General features: G+C 59.9%; 25 protein-coding genes and 1 tRNA gene. 13 read left to right on the plus strand and 13 right to left on the minus strand.

Features of this window, described 5'->3' with window-relative positions; all coding sequences use genetic code 11:
- Positions 1-46 precede the first annotated feature (46 nt).
- The 5 genes from C0V73_RS09730 to C0V73_RS09750 all read right to left on the minus strand — a co-directional run bounded on the left by C0V73_RS09730 (position 47) and on the right by C0V73_RS09750 (position 4,749).
- Positions 47-1,690: a sorbosone dehydrogenase family protein gene (locus C0V73_RS09730; protein ID WP_102019810.1), complete on the minus strand. Its 1,644-nt coding sequence runs from the start codon at positions 1,688-1,690 to the stop codon at positions 47-49.
- Positions 1,687-2,124 (minus strand): DUF2231 domain-containing protein, encoded by a 438-nt coding sequence (locus C0V73_RS09735; protein WP_102019811.1) that lies wholly within the window; start codon positions 2,122-2,124, stop codon positions 1,687-1,689. The genes C0V73_RS09730 and C0V73_RS09735 overlap by 4 nt, the downstream gene beginning before the upstream one ends.
- Positions 2,125-2,281: 157 nt before the next feature.
- A complete protein-coding gene (gene gpt / locus C0V73_RS09740) occupies positions 2,282-2,779 on the minus strand; it encodes a xanthine phosphoribosyltransferase (protein WP_006728625.1) in 498 nt (165 codons plus the stop codon).
- Positions 2,780-3,014: 235 nt separating this feature from the next.
- Entirely contained in the window at positions 3,015-3,857 is an 843-nt protein-coding gene (locus C0V73_RS09745; protein WP_102019812.1) for a universal stress protein, read from the minus strand.
- Between the two features lie 106 nt (positions 3,858-3,963).
- The gene (locus C0V73_RS09750; protein WP_102019813.1) at positions 3,964-4,749 is read right to left on the minus strand and encodes a competence/damage-inducible protein A; all 786 of its coding nucleotides are present in this window, start codon (positions 4,747-4,749) and stop codon (positions 3,964-3,966) included.
- 195 nt (positions 4,750-4,944) lie between these two features.
- Between C0V73_RS09750 and wrbA the strand changes: the two genes are divergently transcribed.
- The 9 genes from wrbA (at position 4,945) to C0V73_RS09800 (ending at position 12,718) form a co-directional block, all read left to right on the plus strand.
- The gene (wrbA, locus tag C0V73_RS09755; protein WP_102020337.1) at positions 4,945-5,541 is read left to right on the plus strand and encodes an NAD(P)H:quinone oxidoreductase; all 597 of its coding nucleotides are present in this window, start codon (positions 4,945-4,947) and stop codon (positions 5,539-5,541) included.
- Positions 5,542-5,707: 166 nt separating this feature from the next.
- A complete protein-coding gene (locus C0V73_RS09760) occupies positions 5,708-5,986 on the plus strand; it encodes a PilZ domain-containing protein (RefSeq protein ID WP_245407933.1) in 279 nt (92 codons plus the stop codon).
- Between the two features lie 81 nt (positions 5,987-6,067).
- Positions 6,068-6,152, plus strand: a tRNA-Leu gene (locus tag C0V73_RS09765).
- Positions 6,153-6,247: 95 nt separating this feature from the next.
- A complete protein-coding gene (locus C0V73_RS09770) occupies positions 6,248-7,927 on the plus strand; it encodes a hypothetical protein (RefSeq protein WP_143708327.1) in 1,680 nt (559 codons plus the stop codon).
- Between the two features lie 72 nt (positions 7,928-7,999).
- Positions 8,000-8,164 carry a hypothetical protein gene (locus C0V73_RS23255; protein WP_245407934.1) on the plus strand — a complete coding sequence of 55 codons (165 nt, stop codon included), beginning with the start codon at positions 8,000-8,002 and terminating at the stop codon, positions 8,162-8,164.
- 133 nt (positions 8,165-8,297) lie between these two features.
- Positions 8,298-8,756, plus strand: coding sequence for a hypothetical protein (locus tag C0V73_RS09780; RefSeq protein WP_102019816.1), 459 nt, complete (start codon positions 8,298-8,300; stop codon positions 8,754-8,756).
- Between the two features lie 613 nt (positions 8,757-9,369).
- Complete coding sequence (locus tag C0V73_RS09785) at positions 9,370-10,245, plus strand: hypothetical protein (RefSeq protein ID WP_102019817.1); 876 nt, start codon at positions 9,370-9,372, stop codon at positions 10,243-10,245.
- Between the two features lie 746 nt (positions 10,246-10,991).
- Positions 10,992-11,552, plus strand: coding sequence for a recombinase family protein (locus C0V73_RS09795; RefSeq protein WP_102019819.1), 561 nt, complete (start codon positions 10,992-10,994; stop codon positions 11,550-11,552).
- A 146-nt stretch (positions 11,553-11,698) separates the two neighbouring features.
- Positions 11,699-12,718 (plus strand): hypothetical protein, encoded by a 1,020-nt coding sequence (locus C0V73_RS09800; protein ID WP_143708328.1) that lies wholly within the window; start codon positions 11,699-11,701, stop codon positions 12,716-12,718.
- Between the two features lie 37 nt (positions 12,719-12,755).
- Here the strand turns inward: C0V73_RS09800 and C0V73_RS09805 are convergent, their stop codons facing one another.
- From C0V73_RS09805 to C0V73_RS09825, 5 genes are all read right to left on the minus strand, one after another.
- Positions 12,756-13,331: a hypothetical protein gene (locus C0V73_RS09805; RefSeq protein ID WP_102019821.1), complete on the minus strand. Its 576-nt coding sequence runs from the start codon at positions 13,329-13,331 to the stop codon at positions 12,756-12,758.
- Positions 13,332-13,659: 328 nt separating this feature from the next.
- Positions 13,660-14,619: a DUF808 domain-containing protein gene (locus C0V73_RS09810; RefSeq protein ID WP_102019822.1), complete on the minus strand. Its 960-nt coding sequence runs from the start codon at positions 14,617-14,619 to the stop codon at positions 13,660-13,662.
- Between the two features lie 84 nt (positions 14,620-14,703).
- The gene (locus C0V73_RS09815) at positions 14,704-15,861 is read right to left on the minus strand and encodes a glutathionylspermidine synthase family protein (protein WP_102019823.1); all 1,158 of its coding nucleotides are present in this window, start codon (positions 15,859-15,861) and stop codon (positions 14,704-14,706) included.
- Between the two features lies 1 nt (position 15,862).
- Positions 15,863-16,348: a DUF1190 domain-containing protein gene (locus tag C0V73_RS09820; RefSeq protein ID WP_210200160.1), complete on the minus strand. Its 486-nt coding sequence runs from the start codon at positions 16,346-16,348 to the stop codon at positions 15,863-15,865.
- 108 nt (positions 16,349-16,456) lie between these two features.
- Complete coding sequence (locus C0V73_RS09825) at positions 16,457-16,858, minus strand: DUF350 domain-containing protein (RefSeq protein WP_102019825.1); 402 nt, start codon at positions 16,856-16,858, stop codon at positions 16,457-16,459.
- Positions 16,859-17,138: 280 nt separating this feature from the next.
- Between C0V73_RS09825 and C0V73_RS09830 the strand changes: the two genes are divergently transcribed.
- The 3 genes from C0V73_RS09830 to C0V73_RS09840 all read left to right on the plus strand — a co-directional run bounded on the left by C0V73_RS09830 (position 17,139) and on the right by C0V73_RS09840 (position 19,920).
- Complete coding sequence (locus tag C0V73_RS09830; protein WP_102019826.1) at positions 17,139-18,173, plus strand: ABC transporter substrate-binding protein; 1,035 nt, start codon at positions 17,139-17,141, stop codon at positions 18,171-18,173.
- A gap of 143 nt (positions 18,174-18,316) precedes the next feature.
- The gene (locus tag C0V73_RS09835; protein ID WP_172450121.1) at positions 18,317-19,105 is read left to right on the plus strand and encodes an ABC transporter ATP-binding protein; all 789 of its coding nucleotides are present in this window, start codon (positions 18,317-18,319) and stop codon (positions 19,103-19,105) included.
- Positions 19,102-19,920, plus strand: coding sequence for an ABC transporter permease (locus C0V73_RS09840; protein ID WP_102019827.1), 819 nt, complete (start codon positions 19,102-19,104; stop codon positions 19,918-19,920). The genes C0V73_RS09835 and C0V73_RS09840 overlap by 4 nt, the downstream gene beginning before the upstream one ends.
- A 30-nt stretch (positions 19,921-19,950) precedes the next feature.
- Here the strand turns inward: C0V73_RS09840 and C0V73_RS09845 are convergent, their stop codons facing one another.
- Together C0V73_RS09845 and C0V73_RS09850 are read right to left on the minus strand one after the other, a co-directional pair.
- Complete coding sequence (locus C0V73_RS09845; protein WP_102019828.1) at positions 19,951-20,550, minus strand: hypothetical protein; 600 nt, start codon at positions 20,548-20,550, stop codon at positions 19,951-19,953.
- 95 nt (positions 20,551-20,645) lie between these two features.
- Positions 20,646-22,100 (minus strand): TrkH family potassium uptake protein, encoded by a 1,455-nt coding sequence (locus tag C0V73_RS09850; RefSeq protein ID WP_102019829.1) that lies wholly within the window; start codon positions 22,098-22,100, stop codon positions 20,646-20,648.
- 96 nt (positions 22,101-22,196) lie between these two features.
- Here C0V73_RS09850 and ilvA point away from each other — a divergent pair, with 96 nt between their 5' ends.
- Positions 22,197-23,447 (plus strand): threonine ammonia-lyase, encoded by a 1,251-nt coding sequence (ilvA, locus tag C0V73_RS09855; protein WP_102019830.1) that lies wholly within the window; start codon positions 22,197-22,199, stop codon positions 23,445-23,447.
- On the opposite strand, the gene C0V73_RS09860 is transcribed toward ilvA, so the two are convergent.
- Positions 23,440-24,429: an alpha/beta fold hydrolase gene (locus C0V73_RS09860; protein WP_102019831.1), complete on the minus strand. Its 990-nt coding sequence runs from the start codon at positions 24,427-24,429 to the stop codon at positions 23,440-23,442. The genes ilvA and C0V73_RS09860 overlap by 8 nt on opposite strands.
- Between the last annotated feature and the right edge of the window lie 45 nt (positions 24,430-24,474).

Genomic DNA, 24,474 nt, shown 5'->3' on the forward strand with positions numbered 1-24,474 from the left:
AGTGATCCGGAGGGCCTTGTCGTTTCAACAGTTGCCGATCAACCGATTAGGGCTGTGCCGGTGCCGGCGGGCGGGCATCCTGAACCGCACCTTCCGGGGCGGTTGCCGGGACATCCGTCTGGGGCGGCGTCGGCGGAGCAAGCGTTCCGTCACCGGTATTAGCGGGTGCGTCCGGTGTCGGCGCGACAGCCGGATCTTCGGCCGGCGCTGTGGTAGACGGCGCTGGGGCAGGCGGAGTAGCACCCGTGGCGGGCGCTGTGCCTTCAACGGCATCGCCGGCTGCGGCCTGTTCCGCGGCCACCGGAGAACCCGCCGGCATCTGGTCGGTGCCGAGCGGCGCGGCGAGGGCGGTTGCCCCTTCGGCGGCCACACGCCAGACCGTATTGCCGGCGTCGTCGGCGATCAGAAGCGCGCCTGTGCCATCAAAGCCGACGCCGACAGGGCGACCGCGGGCCTCTTCTTCGGCGTTCAGGAAGCCCGTGACCACATCGCGTGGTTCACCCGTCGGTCGGCCATTTTCGAAGGGCACGTAAAGCACCTTGTAGCCGTTGAACTGATCGCGGTTCCAGCTGCCGCGATTGCCGACAAAGGCACCGTTGGCAAAGTCCTGAGGCATGGCTGTGCCCATGGAGAAGGCGAGGCCCAGAGCCGCGACGTGGCTCGAGAGCGCATAGTCAGGCTTGATGGCCTGTTCGACCATGTCAGGCCGCGGCGGATGCAGGCGCGGATCGACATGCTGGCCATAGTAAGACCAAGGCCAACCGTAGAAGCCGCGATCCTGGACCGAGGTCATGTAGTCGGGAACGAGGTTGGGACCCAGTTCGTCGCGCTCGTTGACGACGGTCCACAGCGCACCGCTTTCCGGGTTGAAGGCAAGGCCATTCGGGTTGCGCAGGCCCGATGCGTAAACACGCGAGGCGCCGGTTTCCCGGTCGATCTGCCAGATGGCGGCGCGACCCTTTTCGGCTTCCAGCCCGCGTTCGCCGGCATTGGAGTTGGAGCCGACCGAGGCGTAGAGGAAACGACCATCCGGGCTGAGCGCCAGATCCTTCGTCCAGTGGTGGTTGATCGGGCCACCGGGCAGGGGTGTGAGCACCTGCGGCGGCGTGGTGATCTCGTTCTGGCCGAGCTGGTAATCATAGGCGAGCACGGCGTCGGCGGCCGCGACATAGAGCGTGTCGTCAACGAAGGCGAGGCCGAAGGGCGAGTTGAGATCCTTCAGGATGTCGTGGCGCTCATCGACCGTGCCGTCGCGGTCTGTGTCGCGCAGGAGGGTGATGAGATTGGTCGGTTTGCCGCCGCCACCGCCACCCGAGGCGATCGACATGATGAAGCCGCGGATGACGTCCTTCGGCCGCTCGACCGGCTTGCCGGGTGGTGCCTTGCTCTGCACGACCAGCACGTCGCCATTCGGCAGCGTGTGCACGGTGCGCGGATTGGCGAGATCATTGGCATAGGCCGTGATCGTGAAGCCCTCGATGACATCAGGCGTCTCGTTGTCACCCCAGCCGACGACCGGCGCGACCTTGAGATCCGGCACCAGCGATTGGCTCGGTTCCGGAAGAACCGGATCGGGGCCGATCTGGCTGGTGATGTCGAAATTGTCATTGTCGTCGCTGCAGCCTGTCAGTGCGATGATGAGGACGGCTGTGGACGCGAGCGCTGCATGGCGCAGGGTATGGCGGTTCATGGTGTTCTCCAGGCATCGGCCGCGCGCTGGTCTGCCGTGAGGTAGACGCAAGCAATCATGGCAATCACGGTGACGGTCGAGGCGATGAGGCCGTAGGGCACGATGGCGGTCCAGCCGTCACCGGCATGGATGAAGCTGTTGAGGATGGCGAGAACCAGAATGCCGATGAAGGCAAGCGAAGCCGGCCAGCGCGGACGAAGCGCACGGGTGGCCGGTCGGGCCAGATCGATGAGCCCGGCAAGCACGGCGAGCGCGCCGAAGATCAGGCCGAAGAACAGCAGCCAGTCGGAGAAGTTGCTCCACATCAGATGCGACGTCCGCCAATAGAGGATGTCGGTGATCAGCGTCAGGGTGAAGCAGACGAAGGGGAAGGGGGCGAAAAGTGCTGAAAACGGATAGGCGTTTCCGGCTGCGGGCGGAGAATGGATGGCCATGGCGATCTCGATCTGGAGGGATGGGATACCTAAGCCAGACGACCGAGCGCCGGTTTTGTTCCGTCTTTCAGCCGTGGCGTCACACCCGAGAGAAATGCAGGCACAAAAAAGCCCGCGGCGATGCGCGGGCTTTTGGGGTGATAAAGGAGGAGAGCTGTCAGCCCTTCGAGCCCTTGGCGATCGGCTCCTGATAGGTGAAGCCCATGTCCCAGGGGAAGTAGATCCAGGTGTCCTGGGAGACTTCGGTGACGAATGTGTCGATGGTCGGAACGCCCTTCGGCTTGGCGTAGACGCAAGCGAAATGCGCCTTCGGCATCATCTGGCGGACTTCAAGAGCGGTCTTGCCGGTATCGGTCAGATCGTCGACCACGAGCACGCCTTCGCCGCCATTCACCATCAGCTCGGCGGTAATGCCCTTCAGGAGGTTCATTTCGCCCTGGTTGACATAGTCATGATAGGAGGCGACGCAGACCGTCTCGATCAGGCGGATGTTGAGTTCGCGCGAGATGATCGCCGCCGGCACCAGACCGCCACGGGTGATGCAGACGATGGCGCGGAATTCCTGGCCGAGGCCGGCAAGGCGCCAGGCAAGCGCACGGGCATCGCGGTGGAACTGGTCCCAGGAGACGGGGAAGGCTTTATCGGGAAGAGACATGGAAAGAGGGCTCCGCTGGCTGGATGATATCGTCCGCGCCGGATTGCGGCGCCATGGACCGGATCCTTGGGCGGGCCGCCAAATGCGCGGTCCTGAAACGCGTTTCGCGCGGCAGGTACCGCGCGAAGCTCGTCCCCGAGGGGCTCCAGTCTTTGGCCGTTGCTATTAGCGGGAATCCGAAGCCTCTGGCAAGGCCCGTGTTCCATCCTGCTTGGCGCCCTTATCTCTGCCCAGATCAGCGCGACAGAAGCGTCAGCGCCGTCATCGAATCGAGCAGAGTGCGGGTAACGCCGCCAAACAGCATTTCCCACCAGCGCTTGTTGCCATAGGCACCCATGACCAGGAGGTCGATGGAACTGTCCGACAGGCGGTTCTCGATCGCCAGGGCCGGTGCAAGGCCGGTCTTTTCCGACGCGGTGAGCGTGACATTGATTCCGTGGCGGGCAAGCGACGCGGCGATCTCGGCGCCGGCCATCGAGCCTGTCTGGGTGGCGGTGTCGGAGGCATCGACCGTGAAGATCTCGACCACTTCGGCGGCTTTCAGGAACGGAAGTGCGTCGAAGGTGGCGCGGGCCGCCTCCCGCGAGCCGTTCCAGGCGACGAGCACCCGGCGGATCGGCTTCGGCTCTTTCAGGATATGCGGGATCAGCAGCACCGGGCGTCCGCTTTCGAACAGGAAGCTCTCGAGTTCCGAGCGCGTCTCGGACAGCATTCCGGTTTCGCCCTGGGCGGCGATGACCAGATCGACGCTGCGGGCGCTGTCGATCAGCGAGGTCGAGTTGAAGCCTGAGGACGTGACGAAGCTGCGCCATTCATGCGAGAGCCCCTCGCGGGTGCCGATCTCGCGAAAGATCTTCTCGACGCTTTCGGTTTCCTGATGCGCCATATCCTGCAGCGCCTGCACGGTCGCAGGGTCCGGGATCTCCATCGGTGCGACGAGCGGCACCATGGCGACGGCTTCCGCATGCGCGCCGATCACATGCGACTGGAACTGGTTGGCGATGGCGACGGTGAAATCCGTCACCTGGCGCGTGGTCTTCGGGGTGTCCAATATGGAAAGAAGTGTCCGGTAACCCATGGTCGTCTCCCTTCGCGGCCCTTATGTATTGTCCGCATGAGATAACTATGGGTTCCGTTACGTTGTTCCGCCTTGACCTCGGTCAAGTCGGGAGGGGCCTGACAGCTTAGGCGACCTCGCCGGTGCCGAGATCGCGCTTGGCAGCCGCATCCTTCCCCGAACGCAAGGCCTCGATCATCGCCTCGACATCGGCCGCTGCCGCATCGACCACTGCCTGGTCGCGCGCCCTGACGATCAGTTCGGTGGAGAAGCGAATGCCGTCAAAATGCGGATAGGAGCCGATCGAGGTCTCCGGATGCGCCTTCTGGATGGCGCCGAGCGCGGTTCCGATATCGCCCTCGCCGAAGGGGCAGGGGATGGAGCGGGACAAAACCCGCTGGCCGGCCGGCAATGTGTCGATCACATGCGCCATCATCGCCTGGAAGACCTGCGGCACGCCCGCCATCACATGCACATTGCCGATGATGAAGCCCGGCGCCGTCGAGACCGGGTTCGGGATATGGCGGCTGCCTTCCGGCATGCGCGCCATGCGCTGGCGCGCCTCGGTGAATTCCAGCCCGCGTCCCGCATACATGTCGCCGAGCAGCTTCATGGCGGCGGGATCATGCAGGCAGGGGACGCCGAAAGCCTTGGACACGGCATCCGCCGTGATGTCGTCATGCGTCGGGCCGATGCCGCCCGAGGTGAAGACGTAAGTGTATTTGGCGCGAAGCGCATTCAGCGCCTCGACGATCGCATCCTCCTCGTCTGAGACGATGCGCACCTCTTTCAGATCGATGCCGGCGACTGTCAGGAGATCGGCGAGATGGCCGATATTCTTGTCCTTGGTGCGGCCGGACAGGAGTTCGTCGCCGATGGCGAGCATCGCGGCGGTCTTGATCGTGGAGGTCATGGATGAGGTCCTATGGGATGGGGCAGGCGGTTGAAGGCTTAGAGGTTACCGTTTTGTGTCTGAGAAGAGAAGTAAAGGCGGTGTTTGATTGAACAGTGCGTTCCCGAGGGCATGACTGGTCGCAACCGTGGAATGCGCTACATCTGGCTCATCCATTCAGCGCGGCGGGTCCGCATGTTCAAAGGGAGATACGACATGGCCAAGGTACTGGTTCTCTACTATTCCGCTTACGGTCACATCGAGACGATGGCTTACGCCGTTGCCGAAGGCGCAAAGTCGGCTGGCGCCGACGTCACCGTCAAGCGCGTTCCCGAACTGGTGCCGGACGACGTGGCCAAGGCTTCCTACTACAAGATGGACCAGCAGGCCCCGATCGCCGACCCGTCCGAACTCGACCAGTATGACGCCATCATCGTTGGCGCCGGCACCCGTTACGGCACGGTCGCCTCGCAGATGCGCAATTTCTGGGATCAGACCGGTGGCCTCTGGGCGCAGGGCAAGCTGACCGGCAAGCTCGGCTCGATGTTCACCTCGACCGCCACCCAGCATGGCGGCCAGGAAACCACGATCATGGGCTTCATTCCGACCTTCCTGCATCACGGCATGCTCTATGCCGGCCTGCCTTACGCCTTCCAGGGTCAGATGGGTGTGAGCGAAGTCATGGGCAACTCGCCCTACGGCGCCTCGACGATCACGGCCGGCGACGGTTCGCGCCAGCCCTCCGAGATCGAACTCGAAGGTGCCCGCTACCAGGGCGCCCATGTCGCAAAGCTGGCTGCCAAGCTCGCCTGAGTTCTGCACAGACGACAATCCAGAAAGGCGGGGCTTCATGCTCCGCCTTTTTTCTTGCGCGCGCTTCTGTCGCGGGGCAATCGTTAAAATGCGACCGGTTTGCAAAACGGTCTCTTCAGCGTTGTGATGCATGCTGCTGGTTGTAAAGCATAACCGGATACATGCCATGAACCAGCCAGCAGTGACCCAGCCCGAACGTCGTCGCCAGCCCCGTCTCAGGGCCTTGAAGGCCGGCCGTGCCATTCTGCCCGGCGGCCACTCCACCTTCGACTGCATGATTCGCAACATTTCGCCCGTTGGCGCAAAAGTGACCTTCGAATCGACCGCCGACATTCCTCCCCAGTTCCGCCTCCGCTTCGACGACGGCACAATCCATGACTGCGCCGTCAAATGGCGAAGCGAACGCGAAATGGGCGTGGAATTCCTGGACGCACTCGCCAGCTGAGTGATCGAAGACACGCCGCAGGCCGCCCACACCTGCCGCCGCCCTTGACGCATCCGCCGAACTGATCGAAAACGCCCGCACGCGGACGTGGCGAAACTGGTAGACGCAAGAGACTTAAAATCTCTCGGCCTTGGTCATGCGGGTTCGATCCCCGCCGTCCGCACCACTACAAAGAAAACCCTTGTAGTTTCAGATTGTTGATTGATATCAGAGCTTTTCAGACGCCCATCGCTACAAAGGGCGCTACAAAGCATGGTTTCGATGACGACACTTAGCAGAGCACCGAACGGGGATTGGTTCGCTAGGAAGGCTATCCCCAAGGACATTCGGGAAGAATACAAATCAGCCTATGGCGTTTCCCAAGAGGAACGGTTCAGACGCCCCGCAGCCATGAGCGCGAATGCCGCCAAAGCCGAGTTGCGGGATTGGGACGCCACTATTGCCCAGCGGATTGAGAAATTAAGGGCCGTGAACTCGGGCGCTGTCCTTGACCTCACTCCACGCCAGATAAGCGCCCTTTGTGGTGAGTGGTACTCTTGGTTCACCTCAAGCCGAGAAGAAGACCCGGGCAGTCCCGAGACATGGGAAAGTTTCCATGAGCGTCTGATGTCCGCCTATGACGGCATTGCTGGGACCGAAGACATTGAGGACATTGACAGCATCCCCATGGTGAAGCGCCGCGTTCATGCCCGGGTGCTGGAGATTGGGGAGGTCGCAAGCTTCCTTGCGGAGAAGCAGACACGCCTTTCACCGACCGCGATGGATGCGTTCCTGTCGGCAGTGAAGACTGACCTTGTCGCTGCTCTAGCCCTCCTTCGCAGACGGGCGGGAGGTGACTACTCCCCTGATGAACGGCTATCACGGTTCGGTAATTCAGTCAGCTTTGAGGTTGGCGCTAGGAAAAAGAAGCTGGCTGGTCAGGACAGTTGGCAAGCCTTTAGCGCTTGGGTAAAGGAACGAAACCCAGCACCAGCTACCGTGACACGTTGGCGTAGCGTGTTCATGAACCTCAATGACCATTTCGACAAACGCGACGTTGCCCTTATCACTGCCGATGACGCCGTGGCATGGAAGGACACGCTGCTGACCGAGGATCGTAGCGCCCGCGTGGTCAACGAGGTTTGGATCAGGTCTGTGGTAACTGTATTCAACTGGCTGGTTACAAACAAGAAACTGGACAAGAACCCTTTTAGTGGTGTTCGCGTTGCCGCTGGAAAGAAGATGAAAAGGCGGGAACGGGCGTTCAGGGCGGATGAATGGAAGGCAATACTACGGGCAACCCTCGACCCCAACCTCACGAGGGTTAAGGCTGACAAGGCAGCCGCCCGCCGCTGGGTTCCTTGGCTATGCGCTTATACCGGCTCCCGCCCCGGAGAAATGACCCAACTGCATGGATCAAGCGTTTATCGGGAGGATGGTCACTGGATCATCGAAATCACCCCGGATGACGGTTCAGTCAAGGGTTCGTCGTGGCGCAAGGTTCCGATCCATGAACATCTGATCGAGCAGGGCTTTCTGGACTTCGTTCGGGGGAAGGGACAGGGACCATTGTTCTATGATCCCAATGAAAAACGGAGAGAAAGCACGGACCCCTTGAAGCCGGTTCGTGCCCCTCATGTCATTGTTCGCCAGAAGCTTGGGGAATGGGTCCGTCAGGATGTTGGTGTGACCGATCCTGACATTTCCCCAAACCACGCTTGGCGTCATACGTTCAAGCGGATCGCCGCAAGGGCCGGGATAGAACGGCGGTTCAGGTTCGCCTACTGTGGCCATGAGACGGACGAGGTTGGAGACATCTACGAAATCCCAACGTTGGACGATATGGCCAAGGAACTAACGAAGTTCCCCCGCTACGACCTGACAGAAGAAGCGGAGGCACAGGACAGCGAGCCGGTTGAGGAACTCTACCTTGATCCTGACGAAGCGAGTGCAAGCGGATAGAGCCGTGCGCTTGGCTGTGGCAATCCGTGGTTCGTTGCGGCTGATGTCTGCCGCGTCCTTGAAATCCAGAACGTGAGCAACGCAGTCAGACCGCTCTCTTCTGATGAGGTGACCCTTCATCAGGTAAAGGGTCAACGCGGCCTTCCTATGAAGCTTATCTCCGAGGGTGGCCTCTACAAGCTGCTCATGCGCTCCGGCAAACCGGGCCCGCAAGTTCTGAGACTGGGTCACCCGTGAAGTCCTCCCGTCTATCCGCAACGATGGCATGTGCGTGATCGTTGAGGAGAAGGTCAGCGTCGTCCCGTTGCGGCCCGTCTCGATATGCGCTTGTCTGTGAGCCGTGATGGGACGAAGTTCATGGGGCACGGCTATGAGCATGAGTGTGGGCAACGACGGACCTAAGAACCAATGGGGCCGCAAATGGCTGCTGCGCGGAGCGCGGTTTAGTTTGCTCGTTGGGCTGCTCGCTGGTGGAAAACAAGCGTGGGACGACTTCTCAGACTATCAGGAAGACGTGAGGCGGACCGTCACCTCTCAGTTGGGCTATGAATGCGCGGCCCGTCTGGCAGATGACATCCTCACGCCAAATCAGAACGACTTTGGCAACATCAACGTTCGCAAGTTTGGTTGTGCAACGGATGACTTCTACGTTTCAATGAAGGAGATCCGGGACGTAAGGAGCGGAGCGATGAGGTTCGTTCCTTTCAAGAAAGCCTTCTACCCGATCTCGGTCTTAATAGCTTCGATCTTGGGGGTGGTGGCCACACTCCTGCTGGCGGCTGTCGCTGTTGTCAGTCTGAAAGCGTTGCATTGGGCTTGGGGTAGATAGCGGACTGGCTAAGCCTTGACGATTTCCATTTGCCGCAGCGTCAGCAGCTGATCCACCCACGACTGCAACTGTCCCACGCGTGGGTTAAATACATGTTTTTGTTGACATAACTCTGATTTTCATTTCTTCTTCGCCTGACCTTCGAAGGACATCACGCCCCTCTGTGGGCCTTATTTGCAACGGGCACAAAGCCCGAAGGAGAAGTCATGCGCTGGAATATCGATGTTTTGGGTTTGAAGCTGTTGGTCGAGGTCGCCGGGACTCACTGGGCCTATGTCAGCACGAACTCGTTCGAGGCCTTTTGGTCGAGACATGAGCGGTTCGAGGGGAAGAATGGCGGGGTCCGACACTGGTGTTTCGACAGGAAAGGCAGTGCAGCCTGAGGGCAAGGGCCGATTGCCACCCCTATAGGGAAGAGGCACGAATGCCCCTCACATAGGGAGAGAGAAGGCCGGTCTATGTGACCACTCGACACCCGAGAGTTGGCCTCTGTCCCGCTCACGTTTCCATTGTCAGCTTAGCCCCGTGGTCCTGCGACTGCGGGGTTTCTTTTTGGTCGGTGGTGGAGACGACAACAACAAAACGAACATCATGACAATCAATGGAAACAACGATGACGACCGAGGAACACAATGCGCCCTCATTGGAGGGTTTCGGAACATTACCGGCTGATTTGCCGTGGCGAGATCCTGCCGACATACTGAAGGTGTTGGGAGAGGTGAAAGCTACGGGGCGCGACGATCCCGCCAAGCCAGACAGGATCAATCCTAATGACCTGCTCCACATCGAAGCCCTGTTTCAGGCACGGGGAGCGGGGGAGATCGATAACAGACACGTTGAGAGCCTGCACTACACCCTGACCACTGGGGACGATCTGAGACCCATCTCTGTTTGGAGATGCGGTGGCTCGATCATCCTCCTTGATGGCCATCATCGCGTGAAGGCCTACAAGCTGTATCGGAGGCGGACCGGGAAGCCGGTGACGATCCCTGTCAGTTGGTTTGAAGGCACACCTCAAGACGCACTAGCTTTCGCCACTGGTTCTCACCTCGACATCAAGCTTCCCCTCACATCGGCACAGAGGAGCAACCACGCATGGATGCTGGTCTGCCTTGGGATCTACTCCAAACAACAGGAGAGCAAGCTTACGGGACTTCCTACCAGCACCATCGGCAACATGCGGAAGGTGAGGAAGGAGTTGCTGAAGGCGGATCAAACGCTGCCTTCGGCTTGGAATGCGGCTCTGTCGTTGGCCAAGGGCCGAACATGGAAGATGGATTTAGATTGGGAGGATGTCGTGGAGCAGAAGGCGAAGGAATACGCTGACAGAATACAACGAGCCGTTGGCCCCCAGTTTTTCAAGAACACGGAGATCATGGCGGCTACCATTGAGAAGCTTTGCCCGGGCAGGGTCGAGGACATCATACGGCTGCTTTCTGAAGGCGATCTGGATGGCTTCACCGACGACGAGGAAGAAGCCGACTTCTGAAGCCAAGGGTGTACATTTCTAGAGGTGTACATCTTGTACACCCCGCCCCCTGACCGGCACCTCTTGCCACCCTTGCCGGTTACCCTTCGTGACCCCTTATCGGGTTCCCTCTATTGCCTTCTTCGAGGTCGAGCCTGACGAGGGGTCACGATGTTTTGCCGCAAAAATTCTTTCCCCCAATCATATAGAGAGCCATAGCGATGCCCCCCCCCCTCTAGGGGCTGGTGCTTGCTCGTCGCGTCTTAGAAAGGACACCATGGACGAAAGCAACATTCTGATCGATCTCCGCTGGGGTGACGACTACGAGGCAAGAGCCCATGATCATTATGGTCAGCAGCACCAGCTCCAGAAGATCCCTCAGCGGTCGGACGACGAAGCAGCGCGTCAGGCGAAGCTGGAGAAGAGGCAGGCAGCATATCAGGCGAAGCAGAAGCGGAAGCTGGAGCGCATCAAGGAGCGTTACAGGACAGACCCTGACTTTCGAGCCAAGAGGTTGGAGGTCAGCCGTGAGGCGAACAAGAGGCGTTACCACAGTGACCCTGAATATCGGCAGCTGGTACTTGATCGAAGTCGCACCGCTAAGAGGCGCTGCAGCACCCCAGAAGGCACACCAGTGCCAATAGACCACGCCCTAGTGACTCCCTCGGTCTGGGCTCGGGAATAGTGTCACATGAATGGTCATTGACTTTTGGAACTGATGGTGCCACAAAATCTTAGAGTCATATGGCACCTTCGGAGCTTCACCCATGCCCTCTACCATCATCGGCTATGCCCGCACCTCGACCCTCGATCAGACCTATGGCCTTGCTGCCCAGCTTCGCGATCTTGAAGATGCAGGCTGTGAGAAGGTGTTTCAGGAACAGGTTTCCTCGGTGGATAAGAACCGGCCAGAACTGGAGCGGGCCATGGAGTATGCCCGCGAGGGTGACGTGTTCATCGTCACCAAGCTGGACCGCCTTGCCCGTTCGATGCCCGATCTAGTCAGGATCAGGGATACGCTTCAGACCAAGGGCGTAACGCTAAAGATCCTGACCCTCGGGATCGACACCTCCACACCGACAGGCAAGCTGATGATGAACCTCCTCGGCTCCATTGCGGAGTTTGAACGGGACATCATGCTTGAGCGTCAGAGGGAGGGGATCGCGAAGGCGAGGGAGGAAGGCAAGTACAAGGGCAGGGCACCAACCGCGCAGCGAAAAGCCGATGAAGTGAGGAGGATGAAGGCTGAGGGCAAGACGATCGATCAAATAGTTGTGGATTTAGAGATTAGCAGATCGAGCGTTTTCAGGGCGCTTAGAGCGGAATAATCTCGCCTCCGTTTATTGGGGAACGATAATGTGTTTTCGAACTGTCAAAACCTTGCTTGGCGTTCTATTTGATACAGCCGAATGTTGTGTGCGGCCCAGACAAATTCGGTCTATTCTTAGGACGGAACAGAGAGGGAATAGACAGCGTGGCGATACCAGAATTCTCCCGACAGACCGCTGAGGTCCTTGCCCGTCGCGCCCGATATCTCTGCTCAAATCCTGATTGTGGCATCAACACTGTTGGTCCAAACTCGTCAGATGATAAAGCGACTACCATTGGCGAAGCCGCTCATATCTTTGGTGCCAAGCCCGGGTCGCTTCGGTACGACCCCACAATGTCAGATGCTACACGCGCAGAGATCACCAATGGTATTTGGCTCTGTCGCAACTGCCACGGTCTTGTTGATCGTGACGCAGTTCGGTTTCCTTCTGAATTGCTTTTTGCGTGGCGAAAAGAGCATGAGGAGCGTGTGCTTCTTGAGCTAGGTACGCGAGGGGATCGCATTCGACATGAGGTCGAAAAGGCCTCGTTCCACTTTCTTAGTGCGTATTCACCTATCATCCAGCGGATAGCGATCGATAAAGCGGCCGGATGGGAGTGGCGCCTAGCGGCGGAATTGTTGAGGCAATTCACCACACCACATCTGCGGCGTTTCAATGATCTCGTTGCAGGGGACTACTACAGACCATACCCACTTGTTCAATCGGGTGAGTTTATCCGGTGGATACAAGAGCGAACCCAGGTGATGTCCAATTTGGTAGGGCCACTTCCACGCCTGTTCGAACGTCTTACCGAAGCATTTGGTAAGCCGGGAGAGGCTGGAGATGCTGAGGAGATACACCACGTCTGTATGTTGATCGGTGCGGCCCTAGGAGAGTTTGTCAATCATGAGGAAGTTCTTCGGTTCACACTGCTTCCCGAGGAAGGGGAGGAGTTGCGATGGACCCTGATCGATGTGGTAGGCAGCAATCTCGCGCAACTTGTCGAGTTGCCGACTAAGCTAGACGAAATGGTCGCTCTGATCGGAACAGATCACGGCGGTACTAAGGAAAACCCTCGCATTTTGGACTGGCGGGCGGTCTTTGACCTGCCTGATGACATGGTTGAGAACTTCAACAACGCGCTTGTCCGTTATGAGCGGAGTGTACAGATGGGAATAGCCTGAGTGGATTTATGCCACGTTTCGCAGGCAGTTTGTTTTTCTATGGGGATGGTTCGGAATCGTCCTCTACCAGTGCCCGCTTCGCGCCATATGGCTGAGGTGGACCAACAAATAGCCGCGCAAGACTGCTGGAAAATGCCGCCTTGCGTCTTTCCAACTCGAGTGACAAGCCGTTGACCTCTTCTGTCTTGTCTACGAGTGCCTCAATGCGGGAAATGCAGGCGTCTTCGTTCCAATAGACCTCCTGCAAACTCACCTTCTTTTTGACGCCGTTTTTGAAAAAAGTCACGCCCCTTTGATGGGGCATTGGGCCAAACTGGCTATGCGCTACCATGCACCGCTCGCCATATGGGGGCATCAAGCCATCCAAGACCGTATGGTACTTCTTCTGCTGCTTCTCATTGAAAGTAGCTAGGGCGATCGCTGACTGGAGTATGTTCACCTTGTTCACAAAGCTGATGTTGGCGGTGGTTGCCACCATCTGCATGTAGTCGAGGTCCAAGGCATTGCCGATCGCTTCGTTGACTGCCTGCTCAACCTCAGCCCAGTGATGGAGGTAAAGTCCAACTAGGGTAAAGCATACAGTCTCATCATCGAGTTTGCCGATATCGATCATAAGGGTACCGCAAGTCTCGCAGATCAGAAACGAATCGAGGACTGTGCCTCGTGTTGACCGACCATAGCATAAAGCCCGTTACCCTGACCTCCGTTGCCCTCCGCTACAAAAGGCGTTACAAAGAGCCGTCAGGGCGTTCGAAATAGCTCAATGATATCAGTGTGTCAGGCGGCTCCATCCGGTCCCCCGCCGTCCGCACCATGAATCCAATCCCAAGCCGCAATCCTGGATGAGACTCTCCGCCAAAAATGGCTGCAGTCCCGGCCCCCGCGATTTGTCATTGTCCAGACGATATCAGGCGAGGGCCAGGTTTCGCAGGGCGTGGCCATCAAGCTTTTGCGCGCAGGCGGCGGATCAGGGGGGCCGCAATCTGGACCACCAGGATTGTCACGGCTCCAGCGAGGATGCCGAGGACTGCCTGTGCGGCGGATGTTGCGAGCCAATGCAAAACGCCCGCCAGGGAACTGGAGGTGCTGGCGACACGGGTGGCCACGGCCTCGATCAGATGTTCGGGGCCGTGCAGGCCGAACTCGGCGATCCCGTGGACCAGAATGCTGCCTCCAACCCAGAGCATGGCAGCGGTTCCGACCATCGCCAGGCCCTTGAGCAGGTAAGGAACGCCAGCCACGAGACCACGACCGATGGGTTTGAGGAAGCCATGCGAGGATCCGGCAAGTGCGAGACCTGCATCATCTGCCTTCACGATCAAGGCGACCACACCGTAGACCAGGATGGTGATGAGGATGCCGACGGAAGCCAAAACTGCAGCCTGCGTATAGATGTTGGATAAGGCGACGCTGGCGAGTGTCAGCGCCATGATCTCGGCCGAGAGGATGAAGTCGGTCCGGATCGCACCGGACACTTTCTGGTCTTCCAGGGCAACGGGGTCCAGAGTGCCAGAAACCGCCGCCTCATGATCATGGGCGCCATGCGGCATCACGACCTCGTAAAGCTTCTCTGCCCCTTCGTAGCAAAGATACAGACCGCCCAGCATGAGCAGCGGTGTGATGGACCACGGCGCGAAATAGCCGAGAATCAGTGCCGCGGGGAGCAGGAACAGGAGCTTGTTGCGCAGCGATCCCAGCGCGATCTTGCCGATGATGGGCAGTTCGCGCGCCGGAGCGAGGCCAACCACATAGGTCGGTGTGACGGCCGCATCGTCGATCACCACGCCGGCGGCTTTCGTTCCTGCTTTCGCGGTTTGCGCGGCAACATCATCCAGTGAGGTGGCGGCCAGCTTGGCGATGGCTATAACGTCGTCGAGGAGTGCAAGAAGTCCGGTTGCCATAAGTTCCCAATCTGTTCGGTCGGTTGGAATATCGATTTTCTGTTCACTCTTTCCGAGGAGAGGTTTGGACCAATCTGTGACCCGTCATCCCCGGATGATATGCGGAACGTAACGCGAGAGGTTTGCCGTAATCTGCGACCTGTCTTCCCGGATGCCAAGCCCGCACGCCCTATCCCCGATGATCCAGCTCCCCAGAACGGCATAGCCGGCGTCGCTCTGGAACAGCGGTGCATAGGCCTGTACCACAGAACCCTCAGCGCCATAGTCCCCTGGTGTCGACAAAATCTCCTGGTCGGCGCGAACCAGCCGGACATTTTCGCCCTCGCGCGACAACAGAGGCTTCACGACATAGTCTTGGAGGTCGGCTGCCGCAGGATCGTCGGCAAAAAAGCTCGGAAGCAGATTGGGGTGGCCCGGATAGCGCTGCCAGAGCAGTGGCAGCAGCCCCTTGTTCGACAGGATGCTCTTCCATGCCGGCTCGACGAAGACGCCACTATGATCGGTGAGCTGAGCTGCGTAGGTTTCCTGAAACATGAACTCCCAGGGATAGAGCTTGAAGCAGCGGTCAATGACCCGATTTTGGAGGTCCGTATAGCGTCCCTGATCGTCGACACCGATGTCGCGAATATCGAGAAACTGGGCGCGGTGGCCGGCCTGAATGGCGCAATCCATCAGATAGGCGGCTGTGCCCTGATCTTCGGAACTGTCGGTTATCGCGGCGAAATGGAAGATTCTGTCGCGCGAGAACTGGGCGAAAGCCTCGATCAGAGACTCCTGCACGGAATTGAATTGGTCCGTGTCCGGCGCAAGATTGCCCGCGGCAATCTGGTCCGTCAGCCAGTTGAACTGAAAATAGGCCGTCTCGAACACGGAAGTCGGTGTGTCGGCATTGTATTCCAGCAGCTTCGCCGGACCATTCCCGTCATAGGCAAGGTCAAAGCGGCCATAGAGATGGCGGTCCGCCCGCTCCCAGGATCTGCGGACAACATCGTGAAATGCGCGGGGAATTGCCAGTCGATCGAGGGCCTGCTCGCTTCTGACGACCTCTGCGACCAGATCGAGGCACATCGCGTGCAGTTCCTGGCTGGGCCCCTCGATCTGGTCCTCGATTTCTGCGAGTTCGAAGCAATAGGCGGCATCGTCGACCCAATAGGGCTCGCCATACATCTCATGAAAACCAAACCCAACGGCATTGGCTTTCTCACGCCAATCCGGGCGCGCGGGCATGCACAAGCGCTTCATCTCACCCGCCCGAGAAGAGGCGGACGCCAAAACCGCCTCTGCTTGCCGCTTGCGTCTTTGCATTGAATTGCTTCGGGTCGTTTGCTCCCTGAGCTGCGGTCCCTTTTTCTCCCCCGCGCTTCTCTGCAACGGGTGTCACCGTCTGTCCCAATGTGTTCCGGTAAACCGTCGATCCGCTCGAGGAAGAGCCTTCCTCCTCCTCTTTTTTCCGCCGGAACGCGTGGTAGTCGTCGAGGTTCCTGATCCCGGACGAGAGGACAAAGCCTGCCATTTTCGGGATGAACACCGGCTTGCCATCCGGATTGTACGGCACCGTGTTTCCGGCATGCTCCAGGCAATTGCGCGGACCGTAATTCATCTCGCATGCCGCCATGTTCCGATAACGTGGCGCGGCTAGGAGGCGGTCCTGCTTGGCATCCTCGGCCGCTGCCCTGCACACTCTCGGATCCATGTCGGAGGTCAGGCACTGGTCGGCAGAGGTAAACACGAGAGCCTGATCCTTGCTGCAGGTGTGAAGCAGAAAGGCAGTGGCCGCGATGGTGCCGAAGGCGAGGTAAGGGTGATCCCCGATCAGACGTCTGGGCATAGCCGAACCTCAATAGGTCATGCAGGCAGCGTTCAGCATGCCGATCGCGACGGCGATCCCGCCACCCCACAGACCAGCCGCGACGTTGCCTTCGGAGATTTTGCCGTGCAGATCCTTCATCGTGAAATTCGCGATGTAGAATGCCAGGACCTGGATCGCGATGCCGATCACGGCCCAGATCAGGAAATCGACAAGGCTCACCGAATGGGCGGCGGCGGACGCAAGGGGAAAGCTGAAGCCAAGCAGCGCGCCCAGGAAGGCCACGACGGCGGCAAGATTGCCCTCTCTGATCAGTTGATATTCCTTCTGCGGTGTCATGCGCGTGTAAATCACGGCAAATGCTGCATAACATCCGAGGCCGCTGACGAAGTAAGAAAGAAAGGCAGGCAGACCGGTCAAATAGCCAAACATAAAAGACTTTCAAAAACGAACAGACGGCATCGGCGGACAGAATCTCGAAAACGGATACAATTACAAGACGCAAATGGCTCTGGCCTTGCCTCGTGCACAGGAGGAGGAAAAGCCGGAGCGTCTTCGGCTGGGGCGACCATTGCTCGCCGCTTCAGATATTGCTGAGATGCGCCAAATTTGTGCAGATCCTTGATTGACGAAAGTTTGAGCATTTTCCGCTTTGCGGCCTCCTCGATTCCTGCTTTGATGGCCTTCATCAAAAACAAGGGGAGCTAAATCCATGATCACTAGACGTCTTTTTTCGGCGGCCGTTCTCGCTGCCGGCCTGATGGCCGGCGTCACGCTGCCGGTGAGCCAGGCGCATGCCGAGACCGCCATTAAGTTTACGCTCGACTGGAAGTTCGAGGGCCCGGCCGCCGGCTTCCTGCTGGCGCTCGACAATGGGTATTTCAAGGCCGAAGGCCTGGATGTGACGATCGATTCGGGCAATGGCTCGGTCGAGGCGATCCCGCGGGTGGCGACCGGCGCCTATCAGATGGGTTTTGGCGACATCAATTCCGTCATCAAGTTCCTTGACGAGGATCCGACCCAGAAGGTCAAGGCCGTGATGATGGTCTATGAAAAGCCGACCTTCTCGGTCGTCGGCCGCAAGTCGCTGGGCGTCACCGAAGATCCGAAGTCGCTGGAAGGCAAGAAGCTCGGCGCGCCGCCGCCGGATGGCGCCTTTGCCCAGTGGCCGGCCTTCAAGCAGGCCGCCGGCATCGATGACAGCAAGATCACCATCGAATCGATCGGCTTTCCTGTGCGCGAGCCGATGCTCGCCAAGGGCGACGTCGATGCGGTCTTCGGCTTCGCCTTCTCGGTGATCCTGAACCTTAAGGCGCAAGGTATTGCCGCCGACGATATCTCGACCATCCTGATGGCTGACAATGGCTTGAACCTCTACGGCAACAGCGTGCTGGTGAACTCAGACTTTGCCGCCGAAAACCCCGAGGCCGTCAAGGGCTTCCTCAAGGCACTCGCCAAGGGCTTTGCCGACGCTGTCGCCAATCCGGAAGAGGGTGTCGCCGCCGTCTTGAAGCGCAACGAGACGCTCAATCCCGAGATCGAGAAGGAGCGCCTTGATATGGCCAATGCCATGAACATCAAGACGCCTTACGTGGTCGAAAACGGCATGGGCACCGTCGACATGGCGCGTCTATCAGCCTCGATCGAGACGCTGAAGGTGTCGATGGGGCTGAAGGGCAATGTCAAGGCCGAGCAGGTCTTCGACGCAAGCTTCCTGCCGGCCAAGGAAGAGCGGATGTTGCCTTAATGGTCTCACCCTCCCCTTGAGGGGGAGGGTCGAACCGCAGGTTTGGGGTGGGGTGACCCTTGGCGAGATCACCCCACCCGCTGCTTCGCAGCGACCTCCCCCTCAAGGGGAGGTTGGGAAATCCCATTTTGACCGGAGCCCCCATGTCTCACCTCGTTTCCATCGACAATGTCGACATGCGCTATGGCGGCGCCGACGGCACGCTGGCCGTGTCCGGCCTCACCATGCGAGTCGACAAGGGCGAGTTTTCAGCCGTGGTCGGGCCGTCGGGTTGCGGCAAGTCGACCCTGATGAAGCTGGTGACGGGGCTGCATATCCCCCAATCGGGTGTCGTGATCGTCGCCGGCCAGCAGGTGACCAAGCCCGTCTCGATCGTCGGCATGGCCTTCCAGAATCCGACCATGCTGCCCTGGCGCACCACGCTCGAAAACATCCTCCTGCCACTTGAGATCGTCGAGCGGCATCGTCATCGGCTGCGGGCGAATAAAAAGGAATACGTCGAGAAGGCGGAAAACCTGCTGGAGATCGTCGGCCTCAAAGGGGTGGGCTCGAAATTCCCCTGGCAGCTTTCGGGCGGCATGCAGCAGCGCGCCAATCTCTGCCGCGCCCTCATCCATGAGCCGGAACTTCTGATGCTCGACGAGCCCTTCGGCGCGCTCGATGCCTTCACTCGCGAAGAGTTGTGGTGCGTCATCCGCGACCTGCATGCAGCCCAGGGCGTGACCATTGTGCTCGTGACGCACGACCTGCGCGAGGCGGTGTTCCTCGCCGACCGGATTTTCGTGATGAGCGCGCGTCCGGGCAAGGTGGTGAAGGAGCATACCGTGCCATTTGCGCGACCGCGCGACATCGAACTGACCTATGACAATGCCTTCAACGACATGGTGCATGTCCTGCATGGCGAGATCGCAAAGGCGAGGGTGGTGGCATGACCATGACGATGGAAACCACGGTCACAAAACCCGCGACCAAGCCGCTTTCGCAGCGGATCAACTGGGTCCGGGCGGCTCCCTTTCTCTACACGCTCGGCCTCTTCGTCATCTGGGAACTCTCGGTCATCGTCTTTGCCCTGCCGCAGACCCTGCTGCCGGCGCCGACAAGGGTCTTCGAGGCGATCGTGCAATACTGGTCGCCGATCTGGAAGAATTCGCTGCAGACGCTCTACACGACGACACTAGGCTTTCTGATCGCAGTCGTGGCGGGGCTGGGGCTGGGTCTCTTCATCGGCTGGTCGAAGACCATCTATGCCGGGCTCTACCCCCTGATGATCGGCTTCAATGCCATCCCCAAGGTGGCACTGGTGCCGATTCTCGTCATCTGGTTCGGCATCGGCACGGTGCCTGCGGTGCTGACGGCTTTCCTGATTTCCTTCTTCCCGATCGTCGTCAATGTCGCAACGGGCCTCGCCACGATCGAGCCGGAGACCGAGGACGTGCTGCGGGCGCTGGGTGCCCGCAAGATGGACATCATGCTGAAGGTCGGCATTCCCCGCTCGATGCCCTATTTCTTCGGCTCGCTGAAGATCGCGATCACGCTCGCCTTTGTCGGCTCGGTGGTCTCGGAGACGGTCGCGTCGAATTACGGCCTCGGCAACATGATGAGTTCGGCCCAGAGCCAGTTCAACGTGCCGCTGGTCTTTGCAGGCCTGATGATGCTCGCGATCGAGGGCATCGCCATGTACGCGCTGATGGCTTGGATCGAGAAGCGCATGACCGGCTGGGCGCATCGCTCGACCATGGCCAACTGACCGGACCGGCTGAACGCCCGACTGCGGCGTTCAGCTCTTGTCTTTCAGCGTGAAGGGCAGCTCGAACGGTGTCGAGCGCTCGGCGATCACGTCGTTGACCGTGTAGCGCAGCACATAGCCGCCGGGCTTGGCACCCGCCACATCGAGGGTGAGGTGGGTGTAGACCTCGACCGCATCCGAATGGGCGGTGAAGGTGAAATTGCCGAATTCCTTCTGTAGCGCCAGCGTCTTGCCCTCGTCATCGGTGAGTTCCAGATCGACGGTGAAATGCGACTGGCGCTGGCTGCCGCCGGCCGGTTGCCATTTGAGGCCGGTGACTTCGACATAGGTGATCAGCTTCTCGCCAGAGAGGAAGACGGGTTCTGCCTTCGGAGTGTAGGCGCGGTAGGCCTTGGGCACCTCTGTGACGAAGATCGCCCGGGGGACAGTGAGCGGCAGCGACTGGGAGAAGGCGGCGAGCCCCGAGCGTATCGCCTCGAAGGCACCGCGCGCATCGTTCTGTGCGGCCAGCTTTTCCGCCTCGATCGCGGCATCGAGAAGCGGTCCTGACATGGCCGGTGCCGCAATCAGGAGGGATCCGAGCAGGGCAGCGGCGAAGTGACGGGACGGTCCGGTGTGTTTCAGCGTCACGTGATTCTCCCGTGTTTGATGACGGGAGTGTGGGAAGAAGCGACAGGGCGCGTCAAGCGGCGGCGCGGGAAACCTGCATCACGAAGGGCGGAGGGTTAGGACCGCCAGAACATCGGCACCAAGAGCACGATCACGGTCAGGACCTCGAGACGTCCAAGCAGCATGGCGAGCGACAGGATGTAGAGTTCCGGGTCATTCATCATGGCGAAATTGCCGACCGGTCCGATCAGCGGGCCAATGCCAGGGCCGACATTGGAAAGAGCGGTGATGACCGAGGAGGTCGCTGTCGCAAATTCATAGCCGGCGAGCCCCATCGCCATCGAGCCGATCGCCCAGATGAAGACATAGGCGCTGAAGAACAGGAAGACGGCGCGCTGCGCATCGGCATCGACCGTCTGGCTGCCATAGCGCACGGAATAGACGGCGTTGGGATAGATGAGCTTCTTCAGGCCGGTCACGATGATGTTGAACAGGATGACGAATCGATAGGCCTTGATGCCGCCCGCGGTCGAGCCGGAGCAGCCGCCCATGAAGGTGGCGAAGAAGGCGGCTGCGACCGCAAACGGTCCCCAGAGTGTGTAGTCCTCGCTCGCATAACCCGTCGTCGACAGGATCGAGGCGAAGTTGAAGAAGGAATGGGTGAGCGCGATGGGTAGATCTACGCCGTTGCGCAGGTGATTGTAGAGCCCGCCGGCAATCGCGAAGGCGATGAGATAGCCGAGGAAGATGAAGATCTGCGGGTCCCTGAGGGCATCCAGGCGGCCGCGCACCAGAAGCACGATCAGGATCGAGAAGGGCAGGCTGCACAGCGTCATGAAGAAGGTGGAAACCCAGAGCAGCGTCAGGCTGTCGAAGGCGGCGAAGGAATTGTCGTAGTTGCCGAAACCCGCGGTCGCAACGGTGGTGAAGGCGTGCACGATCGCATCGAAATGGCCCATGGCCGTCACATCATAGGCGACGATGCAGGCAAGTGTGATGCCCAGATAGACGGCAATGAAGGCGCGGGTGAAGGTGGCGATCCGGGCAAACGGCTTGTCGGCGATGTCAGACGATTCCATCTTGAAGAAGGAGACGCCGCCGACGCGCAGGAACGGCAGCACGAAGAGGCCGAGCGCGACGATCCCGATACCGCCGAGCCAGGCGAGCAAAGCGCGCCACATCAGAATGCCTGGCGACACTTGATGCAGGTTGGAGATGACCGTGGAGCCTGTCGTGGTGATGCCGGAAATGGCCTCGAACAGCGACTGGGCAAAGGTCAGCCCGAGATCGGAAAGATAGAGCGGGATCGCGCCGACCACCGAAAAGACGGCCCAGAGCACGTTGACCAGAAGGAAGCCCATGCGCTTGGTGAAGGCGGGCGGTGCGCCGCGCGTCGCCATCGCGGCCGTCAGCGACAGGCCGCCAATCATCGCAGCCGAAATCGTGAAGGCCGACCAGGCGTCGTCGCCATAATAGAGGCTGACCATAGCCGGGATGAGCATCGCGGTGGACAAATAAAGCCCGCAGAGAGCGGCGATGTAGACGACGGAGCGGAGCAGATTGGTATTCAAGGAATGACTTCCGTCTGTTGCAGCGCAAAGAGGCTTTGTCTCTGCCCGATGTGTATGCCATAGCGGGGCTTGGTCCAAAATTCAACGGAGGGCGACGTGAGCCCCAGTCAAGTCGACGAAGCGCTGGAGGCGATGCGCGGCCTCTTTCCCGAGACGCCTCTGCAGCTCAATGAACATTTAAGCGCGCGGTATGGCGCCAATGTGTATTTGAAGCGCGAGGATCTGACGCCGGTTCGCTCCTATAAGATCCGCGGCGCCTTCAATTTCTTCCGCAAGATCGTCGGCGACAGCCCCTCCGGTACCACCTTCGTCTGCGCCTCTGCCGGCAATCACGCCCAGGGTTTTGCCTATGTCTGCCGCCATTTCGGCGTGCAGGGCGTGGTTTTCATGCCGGTGACGACGCCGCAGCAGAAGATCGACAAGACCCGCATCTTCGGCGGCGAATTCATCACGATCCGGCTGGTCGGCGACATCTTCGATCAGTGCTATGCAGCAGCGCGCGAGCATGTCGAGGCGATCGGCGGCTATATGGTGCCGCCTTTCGACCATCCCGATATCATCGAAGGCCAGGCGACGGTGGCGGCCGAAGTCATGCAGCAATTGCCGGAAGGTGTGACGCCCGATCTCGTGGTGATGCCGGTCGGTGGCGGTGGGCTCTCGTCCGGCATGACGGGATATCTGGCTGACCGGGTGTCGCCTGAGGCGATGATCTTCTGCGAACCATCAGGCGCGCCGAGCCTGAAGAAGAGCCTGGAAGCCGGCAAGGCGGTCACGCTGCCCAAGGTCGACAATTTCGTCGATGGTGCCGCCGTTGCCCGGATCGGCGACTATAATTTCGAAGCCCTCAAGGGCTTCCGGCCGGATCAGGTGCTGATCGTTCCGGAAAACGCGATCTGCGTGACGATGACCGACATGCTGAATGTCGAAGGCGTGGTGCTTGAGCCGGCGGGTGCGCTGGCGCTTGCAGCCCTTGATCTTCTGCCGCGCGTGGCCCTGAGCGGCCGAACGATCGTCGCGGTCGTCTCCGGTGGCAATTTCGATTTCGAGCGGCTGCCCGACGTCAAGGAACGCGCCATGCGGTACGCGGGCCTGAAGAAATACTTCATCCTGCGCCTGGCGCAGCGGCCCGGCGCCCTGCGCGACTTCCTCAATCTGCTTGGCCCCGAGGACGATATCGCCCGCTTCGAATATCTCAAGAAGTCGGCCCGCAACTTCGGCTCCATCCTGATCGGCATCGAGACCGGCAAGCGCGAAAACTTCGCCGAACTCTTCGATCGTTTCGATCAGGCAGGCCTCGGTTTCGAGGACATCACCGAAAACGAAATCCTCGCCAACCTGATCATCTGATTCCCTGTTCGCCCAGCCAGTCGAGGATCGTCTGCGCGATCGGTTCGGTTGTCTGAGGCGAATAGGTGTCCCCGGCAATGACGTGATTGTTGGCGTCGCCGGTTTGGCCGGGATCGACGAGCCGATGCGGACCGCCCCAGCGGGCGGCGATGGCCGCCGTCCGGCCGGGCCGTACGACCTTGTCTGCGGCCGACTGGAGGAAGAAGGCAGGAATGCGGATTTCTTCGACCGGCGTATGGGTCGCGAGCCGCACCGATTGCGCCATGGGAATGAGCGCTGTCACCGGATAATCGGTCGTCCAGTTATGTGCATTGAGCGGGCTGATCGGCTGGAAGCCGGTGCGGTTCCCGATGATCAGCCTTGCGAGCTGCGCGCCGAACGGACCGGTAAGCAGGAAGCTGCCGGAGGCCTGCACGCCGTAATTCGGCGACAGGAAAACGGAGGCTACGACCTGGTTGCCAAGCGCGGGGCGGGCAAGTGCCCAGGTGACCAGCGAAGCGCCTGTCGAGGTCGAGATCACCACCACCTGATCGCCCAGCAAGCGCCCGATTGCCAGAGCCTCACCGATGTCATGGGCCCAGTCCTCGATCGTCGCGAGGCCCAGGGCATCCGGATCTGCGAGGCCATGACCGGCAAGCCGCGTGAAGAAGAGATTGGCACCGAGCGCCTTGGCCACGAGATCGGGCAGGGGGCGCACCTCGGCGGGCGAGGCGGAGAAGCCGTGCACATAGACAACCGAGATCGGCGTTTTCTGGTGCCGGGCAGGATCGGCCCAGACGATCTCTTTGGCGAGGCCTGTCCTTAAGGCACCCACGGCTTTCTCTTGATCCGCAATGAGGGTTTCAATGGCTCCCAGCGAAGTCTCGGCGAGAATCGTCGCCTCCCGCTCCAGGGCAAGCGTCGGCGGCCAGCGATAGAGCACGACAAGCGCCACGATCGCGACGGCGATGACAACAAGCGATAGGCCCATGATGCTCCGCATTCCCTCAACCCCGGGTCTCAGCCGCCCGGACCGAGCTTAGCATGA

This window comes from Rhizobium sp. TH135, assembly GCF_002855515.1.
Taxonomy (GTDB): Bacteria; Pseudomonadota; Alphaproteobacteria; order Rhizobiales; family Rhizobiaceae; genus Allorhizobium.

What these genes read in the sequence shown, in the direction of transcription:
- C0V73_RS09745 (WP_102019812.1), bottom strand. Translation starts at nt 3,857, where the DNA reads ATGGGTTACCGGACACTTCTTTCCATATTGGACACCCCGAAGACCACG.
- gpt (WP_006728625.1), bottom strand. Translation starts at nt 2,779, where the DNA reads ATGTCTCTTCCCGATAAAGCCTTCCCCGTCTCCTGGGACCAGTTCCAC.
- C0V73_RS09835 (WP_172450121.1), top strand. Translation starts at nt 18,317, where the DNA reads ATGTCTCACCTCGTTTCCATCGACAATGTCGACATGCGCTATGGCGGC.
- C0V73_RS09735 (WP_102019811.1), bottom strand. Translation starts at nt 2,124, where the DNA reads ATGGCCATCCATTCTCCGCCCGCAGCCGGAAACGCCTATCCGTTTTCA.
- C0V73_RS09805 (WP_102019821.1), bottom strand. Translation starts at nt 13,331, where the DNA reads ATGATCGATATCGGCAAACTCGATGATGAGACTGTATGCTTTACCCTA.
- C0V73_RS09795 (WP_102019819.1), top strand. Translation starts at nt 10,992, where the DNA reads ATGCCCTCTACCATCATCGGCTATGCCCGCACCTCGACCCTCGATCAG.
- C0V73_RS09825 (WP_102019825.1), bottom strand. Translation starts at nt 16,858, where the DNA reads ATGTTTGGCTATTTGACCGGTCTGCCTGCCTTTCTTTCTTACTTCGTC.
- C0V73_RS09785 (WP_102019817.1), top strand. Translation starts at nt 9,370, where the DNA reads ATGACGACCGAGGAACACAATGCGCCCTCATTGGAGGGTTTCGGAACA.
- C0V73_RS09840 (WP_102019827.1), top strand. Translation starts at nt 19,102, where the DNA reads ATGACCATGACGATGGAAACCACGGTCACAAAACCCGCGACCAAGCCG.
- C0V73_RS09750 (WP_102019813.1), bottom strand. Translation starts at nt 4,749, where the DNA reads ATGACCTCCACGATCAAGACCGCCGCGATGCTCGCCATCGGCGACGAA.
- wrbA (WP_102020337.1), top strand. Translation starts at nt 4,945, where the DNA reads ATGGCCAAGGTACTGGTTCTCTACTATTCCGCTTACGGTCACATCGAG.
- C0V73_RS09730 (WP_102019810.1), bottom strand. Translation starts at nt 1,690, where the DNA reads ATGAACCGCCATACCCTGCGCCATGCAGCGCTCGCGTCCACAGCCGTC.
- C0V73_RS09860 (WP_102019831.1), bottom strand. Translation starts at nt 24,429, where the DNA reads ATGCGGAGCATCATGGGCCTATCGCTTGTTGTCATCGCCGTCGCGATC.
- C0V73_RS09770 (WP_143708327.1), top strand. Translation starts at nt 6,248, where the DNA reads ATGACGACACTTAGCAGAGCACCGAACGGGGATTGGTTCGCTAGGAAG.
- C0V73_RS09830 (WP_102019826.1), top strand. Translation starts at nt 17,139, where the DNA reads ATGATCACTAGACGTCTTTTTTCGGCGGCCGTTCTCGCTGCCGGCCTG.
- C0V73_RS09780 (WP_102019816.1), top strand. Translation starts at nt 8,298, where the DNA reads ATGAGCATGAGTGTGGGCAACGACGGACCTAAGAACCAATGGGGCCGC.
- C0V73_RS09810 (WP_102019822.1), bottom strand. Translation starts at nt 14,619, where the DNA reads ATGGCAACCGGACTTCTTGCACTCCTCGACGACGTTATAGCCATCGCC.
- C0V73_RS09760 (WP_245407933.1), top strand. Translation starts at nt 5,708, where the DNA reads ATGAACCAGCCAGCAGTGACCCAGCCCGAACGTCGTCGCCAGCCCCGT.
- C0V73_RS09815 (WP_102019823.1), bottom strand. Translation starts at nt 15,861, where the DNA reads ATGAAGCGCTTGTGCATGCCCGCGCGCCCGGATTGGCGTGAGAAAGCC.